Raw genomic sequence first — 14,038 nt, forward strand, 5'->3', positions numbered from 1 at the left:
GCAAATGCGCCAGCAAGAGCTCGTGGATTTTCCGCCACACACCCCGCCGTTGCCAAGCCGCCAATCGCCGCCAAGCGGTCATGCCGCTGCCCCAGCCTAATTCTTGCGGCAACAATTCCCATGGAATACCCGTCCTGAGAATGAACAGGATGGCTGACAACGCCGCCCGGTTTTCCACCGGCTTGCGGCCCGGAAAACGCCGCCGCCGCTTCTTGGGCGGCGGTAATACAGGCTCGATTAACGTCCACAGTAATCAATGCAGAGGCAGTTCCACCGGCAGCCTACCTTTTCTCCGGCACGCCCAGGTCTTTGAGCTTGTCGGCTACGTTGTTGCCGTAGTGGCCGCCACGGAGCTTCGAGTTCACGTCTTTATCGATCGCCAGAATCTTTCCGTCCTTGCCAATATAAAACGTCCAGCGCTGGGCCCGATTGCCTTTGAGCACGCCGTAGTCGTTGGCAACTTTCCCTTCCGGATCGCTCAGAATCGGATAGTCGGCGCCCAGCGATTCGGCAAAAGCTTTGTTTCCCTTGTCGCCTTCATAAGGATCGACGCTGGCCGTGAAATAAACCGCGTCAAATTTGCGAATCGCTTCTCCATCTTCCTTCATCGATTTGCACTCGATGGTGCAGCCGGACGTGAACGCCGCGGGAAACCAGGCCAACACCACCGCCTGCTTGCCTTTGTAATCGCCCAGGTGGTGCAACTGGCCGTCGGAGCCCTTCAATTCAAAATCGGGCGCGGGGTCGCCCACTTTCAATTCGGCGGCGGTGAGCGAACCAATCATGCCGGACATCGTGAACATTGCAATCATAAGAACTGTCGAAATTTTCATGGCGGGACTCCTCCGAGGCGGAAATTTGGTGGGTTTAGAACGCGGCCCTCACGCGGCTTGTAGATCTACAACCTATCACGCCGAGCGATGAGAATCTATAACTAGAATTTGGTCGCCTGGGGCCTGGTCGTCTAGTGATTTTGTTATGCGGTGCGTTGACAATCGACCAAATACCACACTCCCAGACACAAGACACCAACAGCTTATGAACATCATTCCAATTACGCACGCTCTGATTAGTGTGAGCGATAAGCTCGGGCTGGCCGAATTTGCCCGCGGACTGGCCGCCCATGGCGTGGAATTGTTCGCGTCCGGCGGCTCTCGAAAACATCTGGAACAGGCGGGCTTGGAGGTGCGCGAAATTTCGGCCTACACGGGCTTTCCCGAAATGATGGATGGCCGCATTAAAACGTTGCATCCCAAAGTCCACGGCGGCATTTTGTGCCGGCACAATCGGGAGGACGATCGCGCCGCAATGCAGCAGCACGGCATTGTGCCGTTTGAGCTGGTCGTCGTGAATTTGTATCCGTTTGAAGCCACCATCGCCAAAGCGGACGTGACCGATGACGAAGCGATTGAGAATATCGACATTGGCGGGCCAACACTCATTCGCGGCGCTGCGAAAAACCATGCCTTTACCGCCGTCGCCACTTCGACCGAACAATACGCGACAATTCTCGATCAAATTTCCCAACAAGGGGGCACTTCGCTGGAGCTGCGGCGCAAATTGGCGGCCGAGGCGTTTGAAATGGTTGCCCGATACGATCGGGCAATTGCCGATTACTTTTCGGGTAATCATTTTGGTCGTGCGACCAATAGTGCCCCTCTCCCTCTGGGAGAGGGCCGGGGTGAGGGTGCTGAAACATTCCCGCCGACCATCCATCTCAACCTGCAGCGGCGCGAAGTGCTGCGTTACGGCGAAAATCCGCACCAGCAAGGGGCACTGTACGCACTAAAATCTGGGACGGAAGGCCGTGCGGCCGGAGCGAATTTGGTTTCGGCGCGGCAGTTAAACGGAAAAGAACTATCGTACAACAATTTGCTCGATTTGGATTCGGCGCTGGCCATTGTCCGTTCGTTGGCCGAACCGGCGGCGGTCGTCATCAAACATAATAATCCCTGCGGAGCAGCCACGGCCGGCACGCTTGCCACGGCCATGAAACAGGCTCTCGACGGCGATCCGGTAAGCGCGTTTGGCGGCGTGGTGGGATTGAACCGGCCGCTGGATACCGCCACGGCGGAAGTGTTGGCTGCTCCGGATCGATTTATCGAAGCAATTGTGGCGCCGGAATTTGAGCCGGCCGGATTGGAAATTCTCACCACCAAGCCCAAGTGGAAGGCCAACGTGCGGCTACTGCAAGTGGGTTCGCTGGACGCGCCGGTCGATCGGCGACAGTTTCGGGCGATCGATGGAGGATTTTTAGTGCATGACGCAGACATGGGGGCCGATCCGGAGTCGGAATGGAAGATTGTCACCAAGCGCCATCCGACGGCCGACCAAGTTGTTGATATGAGGTTCGCCTGGGCACTGGTGCGGCATGTCAAATCCAATGCGATCGTGCTGGTCAGCGATGAAATGATCGTAGGAGTTGGGGCCGGACAAATGAGCCGCGTCGATGCTGTGGAAATTGCCGTTCGTAAGGCGGGGAACCGAGCCAATGGCGCAGTGCTGGCCTCCGACGCCTTTTTTCCTTTTGCGGATGGAATTGAACTAGCAACCGCCGCGGGAGTGCGAGCGGTAATTCAGCCTGGAGGGAGCAAGCGAGATGAGGAATCGATTTCCGCGTGCGACTCGGCGACGATTCCGATGATTTTCACCGGCCGCAGACATTTCAAGCACTAGCCGGTTTTCACCACGGAGACACGGAGCAGGAAATCGATTTAGGATGTTGAAAGTAGAATGTAGGATTTGACATGACGTGTATCCCCTCGCTGAATTCATAAATTCTATTCCTAACTTTGTACATTGCTTCTCTGTGCCTCCGTGTCTCTGTGGTCAATTTGATTGATGTCCATCCTCGACAAAATTATTGCCAGCAAGCGGCGCGAAATAGAAGCGGCCAAAGCGGACCAGCCCGAAGCGGAAGTTCGGGCTGCCGCGGAAAAGGCGCCGCCGCCGAAAGATTTTTTCGCCGCGCTGGCCGCCCCCGGGCCGATCAAACTGATTGCCGAAGTGAAAAAAGCCAGCCCCAGCGCCGGAATCATTCGAGCCGATTTTGATCCGGTGAAGATCGCTCAGATTTACGAGCAACATGGTGCAGCCTGTTTGAGCGTGCTGACCGACGAGCCGTTTTTTCAAGGCCGACTGGAATATCTGCGCGACATTCGCGCGACAGTGAAGTTGCCGCTGTTGCGAAAAGATTTTATTCTGGATAAATATCAACTGTACGAAGCCCGGGCCGCCGGAGCCGATGCCGTACTACTGATTGCCGAATGTTTGGACGATTGTAATTTGCGCGCTTTGCACAATGAAGCGATTGCGTTGGGCCTGACGCCGCTGGTGGAGTTGTACGAGCCGGCGAATTTGCCGCGCGTGCTGGAGGCCGGGGCGACGTTAATCGGCATCAACAATCGCGATTTGAACACCTTCAAAGTCGATTTGCAGCATACCTTGCGGCTCCGCGAGCAAGTGCCCGAGGAATGCCTGCTGGTGGCCGAAAGCGGAATTCGCACTCGGGCCGACGTGCAGCAGTTGGAAGCAGCGGGCGTGAACGCCATTCTGGTAGGCGAAACGCTGATGGCCAATTCCAACATTGGCACCGCAGTGGACGCGCTGCTGGGGCGCTAATCGCAGGCGACAACCCGTTTCGTGCGGCGGTTCTTGCCAATGCCATGTTCTTGGATCAGCCGCGCGAGTTTGCGGCCGGTGACACTCAGCGGGTAGTCGTTCAATGCCGCCGGTTCAATCCACTGCAGTTCACCTTGCCCAGCGGTCGATTTGCGTGAAGATCGCAACTTGCCGGCTCGATCACACTGGGCAATAAAGCATTCTAGTGTGATGCGAAACCGTGTGACGCTATGCCGCAGCGTGACAATATATTTGGGCTGAGTGATTTTCACGTTCGTCATTTGCCACACGTGGTCGATAATTTCTGCCCTCCGGTGCGGCGCGACGGGCAGTCTCGGTTTTATAGTTTTTTGGCGGTTTGCTGGCCGCGGAAGCAGGAACCGCGGGAAATCCCACAGGCCGGCCCAGCGTTCGGCGGAACCGCACTTGCGCAATAAAATTTTGCCGCGGCGAACGATGACGACGGCGGCTTCTTGCACATTTTCCACCACGGGCTGACGGCGCGGAGCGGGAATTTCCGCCTGCCAGCGGCCGTGCCAAGTGGGGCACAGCGCGCGTAAAGGGCATTCATCGCACTTTGGTTCCCGCGGCGTGCAAATCAGGCTGCCCAATTCCATCAGCGCTTGATTCAATTCACCGCTGCCGCGCTTTGTCAAAAAATTTTCCGCCGCTTGCCACAGTAGCTGTTGTCCGATTGTGCTGTGAGGATCACCGCGAAAGGCCAGTAGCCGGCACAACAAGCGAACGGTGTTGGCTTCCAAAATAGGCGCGGACTGATCGAAGGCAATCGATAAAATCGCCCCCGCCGTGTAGCGGCCAATGCCAGGAAGTTGCCATAGTGCGTGCATATTGCTGGGAAATTTCCCGCTGTGCTGTGCAACCACAATTTTTGCTGCGGCGTGCATTTGCCGCGCACGACGGTAGTAGCCCAGCCCTTCCCACAACCGCAACACCGTGGTTTCCTCGGCCGCGGCCAAGGCTGCCACGCTGGGAAAGGAAGTCAAAAATCGAGAGAAGTAGCCCTCGACCGTGGCCACCTGAGTTTGTTGCAGCATGATTTCGCTGACCCAAATGGCGTACGGATCGACCGTCCGCCGCCAGGGCAAATCACGCGCATTTTGCCGATACCACTGCAACAAGCGGCGACGCGCATTTTGCCGCCAAGTGGGCGATGATGCACAATCCGTTGTTGTTTTTTGTGCGCTAAAGGGCATGAATTAAACGAATCGAGGGGCAACGGCATGCTCTCGGTGGACGAACCGCCTAAAGTAGTTTACGCTGCAAAGATCGAATTGTACCGCATGCAACACCGCATTCCAGGACTAATGTGGCTCGGCGAAAATCATCTCGCAAGACAAGCGGCAACGGCAATCTGCCGGGCAATGCTTCTGCACGTAAAAACGAACCCCGCAGCAAGCCGCCGCGTGTCTCGTCGTTGAAAGTTGCGAAAACCGCCGACGGCACTTGGGAACTGGTGCATCCGCGATGTGCCCTTGCCCGGCGCGACGACTTGGACGAAGTACAGCAAATGCTGGCGGCCGGTGAAAATGAAATCGCCCAAGACGAACTGCGCTGGCTGTTGTCGGACTGCCACGATTTTGTCGACGCGCATAAGCTCTTAGGTGATTTGGCTCTGGCGGCAAACGACGTGCGCTTGGCGCGCGGGCATTACGGTTATGCATATCAACTTTGCTTGGCGGCGTTGCCGGGCGCCGGCCAAACCCCGAGTTTGCCGTTTCGGCATGCGGCCAATCAGGCATTTTTTGAAGCCGGCCGGGGAGCGGCCCTGTGCCTGATGAAAATGGGACAGCGGCGCATGGCTCGGGAAGTGATCGATCGGTTGTTGCAATTGGACTCCAGCGATCCTTTGCAATTGCGCGCCGGGCTGAATGTTGCGGGCCCCTGCCGCGACCCATGAGCGGTGCTTCCTCACGGCAAATTGGGTGCGCTTTCGCTGACTTCCAATTCGTTCGAGTTCTTTTTGAAGTGCGGCACGCCCGCGGCATATTCGATGACCGCATTATCGAACCCGTCTTTCACAATTTTGGCGTGCAGGTACTCGGCAAAAGCGGGCTGCAGTTGATCACGCACATCCTGCCAGGTTTTTTTTCCGGGCTTGATGTCGGTCACCTTGATTAAATGCACGCCGAAAATGGTGACGACGGGCTGGCTGATGTCGCCGGGCTTCAAAGTGAAGGCGGCCTGCGAGAAAGGCTCCGCCATGACGCCTTTCACGGGAATGAAGCCCAAATCACCGCTGTGGCTACGGCTGGGACCGGCCGAGTATTTTTCGGCGGCGGCTTCAAATGTAATTTTGTCGGACGTGATGTCGTCGCGCAATTGATTGGCCTGCTCCACCAAGGCTTTAAGAACCGCTTCGTTGGGCACGCCATCGGGCCGCAGCAGAATGTGGCTGACCCGGCGCTGGGTGCCGTCGAATTGCTCGTGGTATCTTTTGAACATTTCTTGCAAGTTTTCGTCGGTTGCGTTTTTCTCCACGAACTTCTTCCAGCCCAATTCATAAACCAAGCCGGCGCGCAAAGTAGCGTCGGTTTGGTTAGTGCGCGCCAAAAAATCGTCCAGGGTGAGGTTTTGTTGCTTCAGTTGAGCCTGAAACCGATCGAGGTAGGAATTGATCTCCGCCTCCGTGCTGGATATTTTTTGCGTTTTAAGAAATTGCTGGACAAGCACGCGCTCGATGAGCGTCCGTAAAATGGTCGCCTCCACCGTCGGCAGCGCGGCGGCTCCAATTTTCTGGTTGCGCGACAATTCGGTTGCCGCGCGTTGGATTTCGCCTTGATAAATTGGCGTGCCGTTCACACGCGCCACAATTCCCTTCGCTGCATCTTCGGCCGAAATTTGCGCCTGCGGTTTCGCTTCGTTCGACGGCAAATCAGGAGGCGGCGGGCCTGGCAGCCCTTGGCCCAGTCCGCGGGCGGCGGTGAGAAAAATCACTGTGAGAATGAAAGCCGTACGGTTCATATTTATGGACCTAATTCGTTTGCTTTGAGTCTGGCGATTCCTAGCTTTATGGTAATTGCAAATTCTTGAGCTCGTATTCCACGGGCAGCAAATGCAGGGAAGTTGGGCTTCTATACACAAATGTGCAGCCTTCCATGCCGCCGGGCAACTCGAATTGATAAATTACGCCGATTTCGTTGCCAGTTCTTTCCGTCGTGTGAAAGCCGGCATGATCGATCCGATTGTGATCGGGCCCCAACAGGTACACTTCGTTTTGAAAAATCCAATTGTGTTGTGCGTCGGAAGGGGAAGAAGCTTCGTCAAAGCGAATTCGCGTGAGCACTTCCCAAATTTCATTGTTTTTGCGCACTTGATCGAGCGATACAGCGGTCGCGCCTTTTTTTTGCTCCACCGGCTTGACGCGCGGCCCGGCGGCATCGACCAGCTTGTCGAATTCAAACGCTTCCACTTTTCCCGGCAGCGATACGTTTAACGTGCCTTTTAGCGAAGCGATGGCATTCACGCTGCGCGGCGGAGGGACAAATGAAAACACGAGTCCCACGCCGGTGCCGCCCCCTTCGATGGGCGCTTCCAAGGTGGCTTCTTCGCGGTCAAATTTCAGCGCGTGGCCTTGATCGTCGATCGCCTGAATTTGCGTCAGCGGCTGCACAATCATCAGCGGCTCCAGCCGCGGCTCCCAGGCAATGGCCAAATTCAATTGCAACAAACCGGATGTTTTCAAGGCGGGCTGTCGCTGGGCAATAATCCGCGTGACTTCCAACCGCAACGGCCCCACATAAGTGGCGCGACCGCTGCGCGGCAATTCGTCGCCGGCCCGATTGACAATCGCCAAGCCGTCCTTGCCCGAGTAGTGATAGACGGTCATCTTCGTGGAATCCAACAGCGCATCGACCGCCTGCCAAAACGGAGCGTTTTTAATTTCCAACTTGAACTGCGGGTTGGTGATGTTTTGGCTGACGTGGCCGCGGTAGTCGGTAATTTTGTTGCCGGTTTGCCGTTCGATTTCTGCGCACACGTCGTCCAGGGTCAGCAGGCCGGAAAGCGACACCGTGGCGGCGACATTTTCCGCCGCCGCTTGGCGCCCGGCCGCGGCATCACTCGCGGGAGCAGCGGTTTCCGTAGCCGCTGCAATCAGTGCCAGAAATAAAGCGATCACAGCCACCCCTTCGTGCAGCGATAACCCAACCCAGAAGAACGTTTCGCACCGCAGACTATTTCATTTTAGACCGTGGTCGAGGGCGGTTCTAGCGGCCGGAAGTACTTAGCGGCAACGGTCAACCGACCGTGTGATTGCGCCCTAAACTTTTATGGTGCCGCTTTTCCATTTGAAATGGCGATGATTCCATGATTTATCGAAAAATAATTCGTTTCGTCCTGGTTGGAGCCGGTTTTGCGCTGGGAGCCAATCGCCCGGCACTGGCCGCCTCCAATCCCACGCCCATAACCATGGACGCCCTTGTGCACGGGGAACCGGTGGAAGGCATGCCGCTGGCTTGGTCGCCAGCGAAAGTGTTTCTGCTGGAGCGTGACGGGGCGCTGGCCGAATTCGCCCCGGGCGATGCTCAAAACTTCCACAAAACGAGCGATAGCTTTTTGCCGTATACGCAAAATTTGCTGCGGGGAATGTTGGAGCGCGAATTTCCGCAATTCGAAGTCAGCAGCACAGCTCACTTTCTGGTAGTGCATCCGAAAGGGCAAACCCAATGGGCCGATCGCTTTGAAGAGCTGTACCGCTCGTGCGTGATGTATTTTACGGTTCGCGGATTCACGCTTAGCACGCCGCAATTTCCGCTGGTGGCGATTGTGTTTCCCACGCAGGACGATTTTCGTCATTACGCGGCCAAAGACACCGTGCCGGCCGGCGCCGGCTTGCTCGGTTATTATTCCCCCTATACCAACCGTGTGGCCCTGTTCGACATTGGCAATGGCCGCGCTAGCAATGCGCAGTGGCAGGAAAATTACGCCACGGCAGTGCACGAGGCGTCGCACCAAACTGCCTTCAACACCGGCATTCACAGCCGCTGGTCGCCGCCGCCGCGGTGGGTGGCCGAGGGCTTGGGCACGATGTTTGAAGCGCGGGGCGTGGCCGATTCCCGCACCTATCCGAATCAGGCTGATCGGATCAACCGCGGCCGTTTGCACGATTTCAAGGCGCTGTTGGGCAAGCGTAAGCCCGATTCGCTAACCGAAATGATTAACTCCGATCGCGAGTTCGAATCCGACACCATTCGCGCGTACGCTCAAGCCTGGGCTTTTACGTTTTTCCTGGTGGAAGAAATGCCGCGCGAATATGCCCGATATTTGCAAAAGACGGCCTCCCGTCCGGCATTTACGCAATATACCGGCGCCCAGCGGCTGAAAGATTTCACCGATATCTTCGGGGAGAACTTCGCGCTGTTGGATGCCCACTTTTTACGGTTCATCAACGAATTGAAATAGTTGCTCTAGCTCTACAGACAGCCGAATCCGTGGACGGACGACTGTTCCAAACCGCGACATCACAGCGACTTGCGGCAATGCCCCTGTTGGACAACGTTCAATTGCGTTAAAGTTTCTTAAGTTGCGCGGGTTGTAAATCAGACTTGCGACGGTTTGGGAACTTCACGACCAATCGACCCACGAACATCAACGACGGAAGCTGTCTGGCACGTTTGCAAACCATCCTCCAAAAATTCTCTAAGGAACTGCGGCCGTGAAAAAAATTGAGGCAGTAATTCGCCATTTCAAATTGGAAGAAGTCAAAGACGCGCTTCACGGCAAAGGCGTGCAGGGAATGACCGTTACCGAGGTGCGCGGCTTCGGTCGTCAGAAAGGACACACCGAAACTTACCGTGGCGCGGAGTACGCGGTCGATTTTCTGCCCAAGGTGAAGCTGGAAGTTGTGGTCGACGACAAAGATGCGCAAGGCGTGGTCGACACCATTGTGGCAGCCGCCCGGACGGGCCAGGTGGGCGACGGAAAAATTTTCGTCAGCTCGCTGGACGAAGTCGTGCGGATTCGCACCGGAGAAACTGCGGCCGCAGCCATCTGAGCAAGCTGCCCAGCAGCACATCGCTACCCACAGCTACCTCAACGACAAAGCCCAGGGACCGCAATCCATGGGCTTTTATTTTTTGCGCGAATCGAACGTCTTACGAATTAAACAACCGATCGCACAACGCATCCCATTGACGACGTTGCACGGTAGCCAAGGCTTGCTCGCGCGCGCTAGCATAAATTTGCGCGAGCGTGGCGAGGGGGGCAGTTTGCACTGGGGGCGATGACTTCTTGGCAGCCGCCAAACCTCCATGATTGGCCACCGTAAATCCTGGCGGCGGCATCGAAAAACGTCGCATATGTTTGGTCATTTTCATGCTGCCATTTCCCTGTCAAATGAAATGATTCCCACATCTGCTAGCGTAATCAGCTTGCAAGCATTATCAACTTGACCGTCTTAGTGATTATCGAGTTTTTTCAATGCGGCGGCGAAAAGGGTTGGGTCGCGCCGAGTAAAACGGTCGATTGGTAGCGTTTGCCGACTCGACAAGATTTGCCCAAACCGAAAAACTTGTCTTGTCGAATTTTTCGCCGGCGTTCTATATTGTTGGGCGTATCGCTGACCCGTGGACCGGGAGGGTTTTACGAATTTTCGGGCGCGGCTCACTGGACCCGCCAGAAGCGCGCCCTTGGTAGGGCCAGGCACGAATGCGAACAGTTTGTGGTTCGCGGCGTTTGCGGCACGTTGCCCAAGCGTGACGCCTGGCCTGCAGAAAGGAGTTTTTCATGTCCAGTGCAGTCTTGATGGAACGATTTTCCGCTGGTGCGCCGACCGCTTCCGGTCCGGCTCAGTCGTGGCAACCTACGGGTTTCCCGGCCGCCGGACCATCAGCCGGCAATTGGTGCGTGGTGCCGCGGTGCAAGGTCGAATTTGAAAAATGCACAGGCGGCTTCAAAATCCATTGCCGCTGCGAAGATGAGCTTTCCAGCGCCACGCTGCAAAACCTGTGTCGCATGCTGTGCGACGGCTGCTGCAGTTGCTGCTGCACGCAAAACGGCATTCAGTGCTGCCAATGCACGTTTGCCAATTGCCATTGCAAGTGCGAGTACACCGCCGATGGTTGCTGCATTAGCTGCATCAGCGGCGACAAGCAATGCTGCAATACGCTGCAAGCTTGCTGCGAATGCTGCTCCAAATGCTGCGACAGCGGCTGCTGCTGCTACGTGTGCTTTAACGGCACGCCGGTTTGCTGCGGCACTTGCTAAGCCAGACAAGCCATCGGAAATTTGGATGCAAATTTCCACCGCGCATGTCACAGCCCAGGGGTTACGGCCCCTGGGCTTTTTTTGTCCGAGAAGAACTGTAGCTGGAAATGATGCGGCGCGGTTTGCCGACGCCTTCGTCGTTCAATCGGCGTCGAGCTGTGTATCACCTCGACCATGACCGGCGTGCAGCACCATGCTCACTTCATTGCCCGCTACGTTGAAGCGCACTTCGTCCATGAACGAATACATCAGCAGCAAACCACGGCCGGTTGGACGAGATAGTTCTCCATCGTCGATCACCAGCGGCGTGCAAACCGAGTAATCGAAGCCGGGGCCTTCGTCGCGAATTACAAATTCCGCCTGGGCCGTGCTAAGCGTAGCCCGCACGTGAATGCAACGCTGGCAATAGGGCGTCGTTTTTTGTCGCTGTGAGATCGAGAAGGCAGAACCACACCGACGAATTTCGGCTTTGGCTTGCCGTACTTGCTCGGAAGTTAACTCCAAGCAGCCGTAATAAAAAGCGTTGAGTAGCGCCTCTTCCAGCGCAATGCCCACGTGCTTTTCCAGCGTGCCTTCGCACAAATTGAAGGCGGCCGCGCGCTCCTGCAAATAAATCACCAGCGAGCGAATCAAGGCGGGATCGTTATGCAAGGTAAAGCGCAGTTCCATGTGATCCAGCGCTTCGTCCCAAGCAAACGCCGCCGGAACATCCCAATGTTGAGCTTTAGAAAAGTGAGACATACGATGATTTCCTGTCAAACGTCTCATAAATCAATCTCTGACAAGGCCGGCGTCTGTGGCAAGGCGGATCGTCCACAGACGCCGGCTGGAACGTGCAATCATTTGGTTCTGATCGCGCGTGGTTCTAAAAATCAACACCCGAAATTTCCAAGCCGTCGGCCCGGGCAATCAACCGCGCCAACTGGCGGATGTTGATTTTGTCGCTCAGAAAGTGCACGGAGCCGTCACCCAATAAAAAGTGAGCGCCGCTGGGATGAAACGAATAAATTTCCGACGTTCCTTCCGAGAAGTACGGGGCGACGTTGTAGGTGGGATAATTCTCACCGTTGGTGCAATTCAACGAGCAAGGACCATTCAATTGCGAGCCATCGTACAACGAGCCATGCAACGTGATGTCGGTAGCAGCGCGTGACCAGCCGCCGCCGTTTTGATGCACCGCCAGCACATCGCCTGGAGCTTGCACGCCGTTACGAAAAATGTTGGGTCGGCCGGCAGACTCCGCATACATGATGGTATGCGACAAGCCATCGAGCGCGTCTTTCAATTTGCAGGTGGCGTTTTTGCGCATCAAACCGCTGTTGGCGCTTTTATTCACCGAATCCCAACTGATGGTCGCCTGGTCGACAAGATTTTTGGCCGGTCGGCCCGAAGGCGAAGCCACTGTGGTGCCATCGCCCAAATCCGGATGCACGCCAATCACCGGAGCGTAATCGGTTACGGCTACTTCCGGGGTCCACACCGCGTGGCCGGAGGCATCGGGAACTTGCGGATCGCCGTCGAGCCGGTTCGCATCCAGTGGATCAGAGGGGCACAGCAAGGCCGGCAATACCGTTTTGGTGATCGACAAATTCGCTCCACCGGCGCCGTTGATGGCATCCCAGTTAATGGTGAAATCGTACTGCTGGTACAGCTGGGCTTCTTCCAGGAACGGCAAAATTAACGTGAAGCCGGAAATACGCGGCGCTGTGGTCGAGCCGCCGGGACGTGTGCTGTCGGGCAATTGCTTTTTAGCGCTTTCGTAATTCAACACGGCCAGCCCCAGTTGCTTGAACACATTGGAGCACTGCGTGCGCCGGGCCGCTTCGCGCGCGGCCTGAACCGCGGGGAGCAATAAGGCAATCAAAATGCCAATGATGGCAATCACCACCAATAATTCGACGAGTGTAAAACCGACGCGGTTTCGAGAGGGATGAATGGTGTTCACGATTGGGTCTCCAAGGCAAAAAGTTTTTGTCGAACGGGAATGTTTCCGGGAATGAATGAACTCACTTCAAAACAATCGGCGGCAGTTCGTTTTTGCCCGCCACGATGGTAACTTTCAGTGGCGAAGTGGCCGGCTTGCTGTACTGCGGCGGGAGCAAATTTGGGCCGAGCACGGGATCGCCACCTGCGCCCTTCACCGTTTTGTGCCACTCGGCGGTCAGCACATATTCACCTTCCGGCGCGCCGTCGTCGGCGCCATAGCTGCTGAGTGCAAAGGTTCCATCGGGCTGCACCTGCGCGGTGGGCACTACCGCCTGGCCGTTGGGGGCTTTGAAATTCGTTTTGGGATGCAGCGCCACATAAGCGCCTTGCGGCACCGCCCCTTTGAAGCTGACTTTGCCCTCAGCGGGATACACTGTCAGCAAGCCCTCCGGTTTGCTGGAGCCGCAACCTGCCGCGGCCAAAGACAGCGCTGCCGCGAACAGTCCCACGGCGGCATTCCACTTCCAATCAGCGGGTAATCGATTCCTCTGCCCCTTGAACACGCGAAACATTTTGAAGCTCCCTTATCAAGTTAGTGATCTTTGAAATACGTCGAAAATTTCCTGTGGCGAATTGCGAATCGAACACGTCCGCAGTAGCAGCCGCACGAACGGTTGTTCAGAACCAACCGCGAGTGCTAGCGATAATTTCCTGCCTGCCAGCACCGGTGGTTACAACAGAATGGGCGTCAACAACAGGTAAGATTCATGGCTAGCCGCACGTTTCCCTGTGCCTTTTGAAACGCGCCTCTGGCTGGCCAGTGAGCGACGCCGATCAAGATGTTTTCCAAGCCTCTCATACGTGTGAGTGGGCCTTCCCTAAGAGCCGATAGTTTTAATTTGGTTCGCGGAACTGAGTCCGTGAAATATTCTGGTTTTGTGGCGGCCACGTTTAAATGCAAACTCTATGCCAATGCCGCTGATTCAACGCAGTCTCCGTTTTTCAGTTCGTTCAATCTGCACCACCACGCCGTCTTGCACCACGATGGAAACCACGCCGAACCGCAATCCGCGCAGGGCATCTCGAATTTGCTCCATCGCCAATTCCATGGCACTGGCATGATTCGTGGCGGGCGCGGGATTTAATTCGCCCTGCGGCGAGGTTGGATTCGACATAACGGGTAATCCTTTACGCACGTTCTGGTACCCATGGTTTTTGTGCAGGTTTCGGAAAACACATTGCTTAGATCACATAATCGGGAATGAAC

At 56.1% G+C, this 14,038-nt stretch carries 16 protein-coding genes; 5 read left to right on the forward strand and 11 right to left on the reverse strand.

The features are described 5' to 3' along the window. Together VFE46_07020 and VFE46_07025 are read right to left on the reverse strand one after the other, a co-directional pair. The coding region (locus VFE46_07020; protein ID HZZ27745.1) for a transposase at window positions 1–250 on the reverse strand (250 nt) is incomplete at its 3' end. Window positions 251–281: 31 nt separating this feature from the next. Beyond that, window positions 282–833, reverse strand: a complete 552-nt coding sequence (locus tag VFE46_07025; GenBank protein ID HZZ27746.1) for a redoxin domain-containing protein — start codon at window positions 831–833, stop codon at window positions 282–284. Between the two features lie 205 nt (window positions 834–1,038). On the opposite strand from VFE46_07025, the gene purH reads away from it, so the two are divergent. Together purH and trpC are read left to right on the forward strand one after the other, a co-directional pair. Next, window positions 1,039–2,676 carry a bifunctional phosphoribosylaminoimidazolecarboxamide formyltransferase/IMP cyclohydrolase gene (purH, locus tag VFE46_07030; GenBank protein HZZ27747.1) on the forward strand — a complete coding sequence of 546 codons (1,638 nt, stop codon included), beginning with the start codon at window positions 1,039–1,041 and terminating at the stop codon, window positions 2,674–2,676. A gap of 165 nt (window positions 2,677–2,841) precedes the next feature. Further along, the gene (trpC, locus tag VFE46_07035; GenBank protein HZZ27748.1) at window positions 2,842–3,621 is read left to right on the forward strand and encodes an indole-3-glycerol phosphate synthase TrpC; all 780 of its coding nucleotides are present in this window, start codon (window positions 2,842–2,844) and stop codon (window positions 3,619–3,621) included. Here the strand turns inward: trpC and mutY are convergent. Beyond that, entirely contained in the window at window positions 3,618–4,835 is a 1,218-nt protein-coding gene (gene mutY / locus VFE46_07040) for an A/G-specific adenine glycosylase (GenBank protein HZZ27749.1), read from the reverse strand. The genes trpC and mutY overlap by 4 nt on opposite strands. Before the next feature lie 113 nt (window positions 4,836–4,948). Here mutY and VFE46_07045 point away from each other — a divergent pair, with 113 nt between their 5' ends. Next, window positions 4,949–5,539, forward strand: a complete 591-nt coding sequence (locus VFE46_07045) for a hypothetical protein (GenBank protein HZZ27750.1) — start codon at window positions 4,949–4,951, stop codon at window positions 5,537–5,539. An 11-nt stretch (window positions 5,540–5,550) separates the two neighbouring features. Here the strand turns inward: VFE46_07045 and VFE46_07050 are convergent, their stop codons facing one another. Next, entirely contained in the window at window positions 5,551–6,603 is a 1,053-nt protein-coding gene (locus VFE46_07050; GenBank protein ID HZZ27751.1) for a peptidylprolyl isomerase, read from the reverse strand. A gap of 46 nt (window positions 6,604–6,649) precedes the next feature. After that, window positions 6,650–7,759, reverse strand: a complete 1,110-nt coding sequence (locus tag VFE46_07055) for a hypothetical protein (protein ID HZZ27752.1) — start codon at window positions 7,757–7,759, stop codon at window positions 6,650–6,652. A 188-nt stretch (window positions 7,760–7,947) separates the two neighbouring features. Between VFE46_07055 and VFE46_07060 the strand changes: the two genes are divergently transcribed. Together VFE46_07060 and VFE46_07065 are read left to right on the forward strand one after the other, a co-directional pair. Beyond that, window positions 7,948–9,042, forward strand: a complete 1,095-nt coding sequence (locus tag VFE46_07060; GenBank protein HZZ27753.1) for a DUF1570 domain-containing protein — start codon at window positions 7,948–7,950, stop codon at window positions 9,040–9,042. A gap of 253 nt (window positions 9,043–9,295) precedes the next feature. Beyond that, window positions 9,296–9,634, forward strand: a complete 339-nt coding sequence (locus VFE46_07065; protein HZZ27754.1) for a P-II family nitrogen regulator — start codon at window positions 9,296–9,298, stop codon at window positions 9,632–9,634. Between the two features lie 100 nt (window positions 9,635–9,734). Here the strand turns inward: VFE46_07065 and VFE46_07070 are convergent, their stop codons facing one another. From VFE46_07070 to VFE46_07095, 6 genes are all read right to left on the reverse strand, one after another. After that, window positions 9,735–9,956: a hypothetical protein gene (locus VFE46_07070; GenBank protein HZZ27755.1), complete on the reverse strand. Its 222-nt coding sequence runs from the start codon at window positions 9,954–9,956 to the stop codon at window positions 9,735–9,737. 511 nt (window positions 9,957–10,467) lie between these two features. Beyond that, window positions 10,468–10,884: a hypothetical protein gene (locus tag VFE46_07075; GenBank protein HZZ27756.1), complete on the reverse strand. Its 417-nt coding sequence runs from the start codon at window positions 10,882–10,884 to the stop codon at window positions 10,468–10,470. A gap of 102 nt (window positions 10,885–10,986) precedes the next feature. Further along, window positions 10,987–11,586, reverse strand: a complete 600-nt coding sequence (locus tag VFE46_07080; protein HZZ27757.1) for an ATP-binding protein — start codon at window positions 11,584–11,586, stop codon at window positions 10,987–10,989. Between the two features lie 124 nt (window positions 11,587–11,710). Further along, entirely contained in the window at window positions 11,711–12,790 is a 1,080-nt protein-coding gene (locus VFE46_07085) for a DUF1559 domain-containing protein (GenBank protein ID HZZ27758.1), read from the reverse strand. Between the two features lie 61 nt (window positions 12,791–12,851). Beyond that, on the reverse strand, window positions 12,852–13,343 hold the full coding sequence (locus VFE46_07090; GenBank protein HZZ27759.1) for a hypothetical protein: 492 nt from the start codon (window positions 13,341–13,343) through the stop codon (window positions 12,852–12,854). A 411-nt stretch (window positions 13,344–13,754) separates the two neighbouring features. Further along, window positions 13,755–13,946: a YezD family protein gene (locus tag VFE46_07095; GenBank protein HZZ27760.1), complete on the reverse strand. Its 192-nt coding sequence runs from the start codon at window positions 13,944–13,946 to the stop codon at window positions 13,755–13,757. Window positions 13,947–14,038 lie beyond the last annotated feature (92 nt).

This window comes from Pirellulales bacterium, assembly GCA_035656635.1.
Taxonomy (GTDB): Bacteria; Planctomycetota; Planctomycetia; order Pirellulales; family JADZDJ01; genus DATJYL01.

What these genes read in the sequence shown, in the direction of transcription:
- VFE46_07025 (HZZ27746.1), bottom strand. Translation starts at nt 833, where the DNA reads ATGAAAATTTCGACAGTTCTTATGATTGCAATGTTCACGATGTCCGGC.
- purH (HZZ27747.1), top strand. Translation starts at nt 1,039, where the DNA reads ATGAACATCATTCCAATTACGCACGCTCTGATTAGTGTGAGCGATAAG.
- trpC (HZZ27748.1), top strand. Translation starts at nt 2,842, where the DNA reads ATGTCCATCCTCGACAAAATTATTGCCAGCAAGCGGCGCGAAATAGAA.
- mutY (HZZ27749.1), bottom strand. Translation starts at nt 4,835, where the DNA reads ATGCCCTTTAGCGCACAAAAAACAACAACGGATTGTGCATCATCGCCC.
- VFE46_07050 (HZZ27751.1), bottom strand. Translation starts at nt 6,603, where the DNA reads ATGAACCGTACGGCTTTCATTCTCACAGTGATTTTTCTCACCGCCGCC.
- VFE46_07060 (HZZ27753.1), top strand. Translation starts at nt 7,948, where the DNA reads ATGATTTATCGAAAAATAATTCGTTTCGTCCTGGTTGGAGCCGGTTTT.
- VFE46_07070 (HZZ27755.1), bottom strand. Translation starts at nt 9,956, where the DNA reads ATGAAAATGACCAAACATATGCGACGTTTTTCGATGCCGCCGCCAGGA.
- VFE46_07080 (HZZ27757.1), bottom strand. Translation starts at nt 11,586, where the DNA reads ATGTCTCACTTTTCTAAAGCTCAACATTGGGATGTTCCGGCGGCGTTT.
- VFE46_07090 (HZZ27759.1), bottom strand. Translation starts at nt 13,343, where the DNA reads ATGTTTCGCGTGTTCAAGGGGCAGAGGAATCGATTACCCGCTGATTGG.
- VFE46_07095 (HZZ27760.1), bottom strand. Translation starts at nt 13,946, where the DNA reads ATGTCGAATCCAACCTCGCCGCAGGGCGAATTAAATCCCGCGCCCGCC.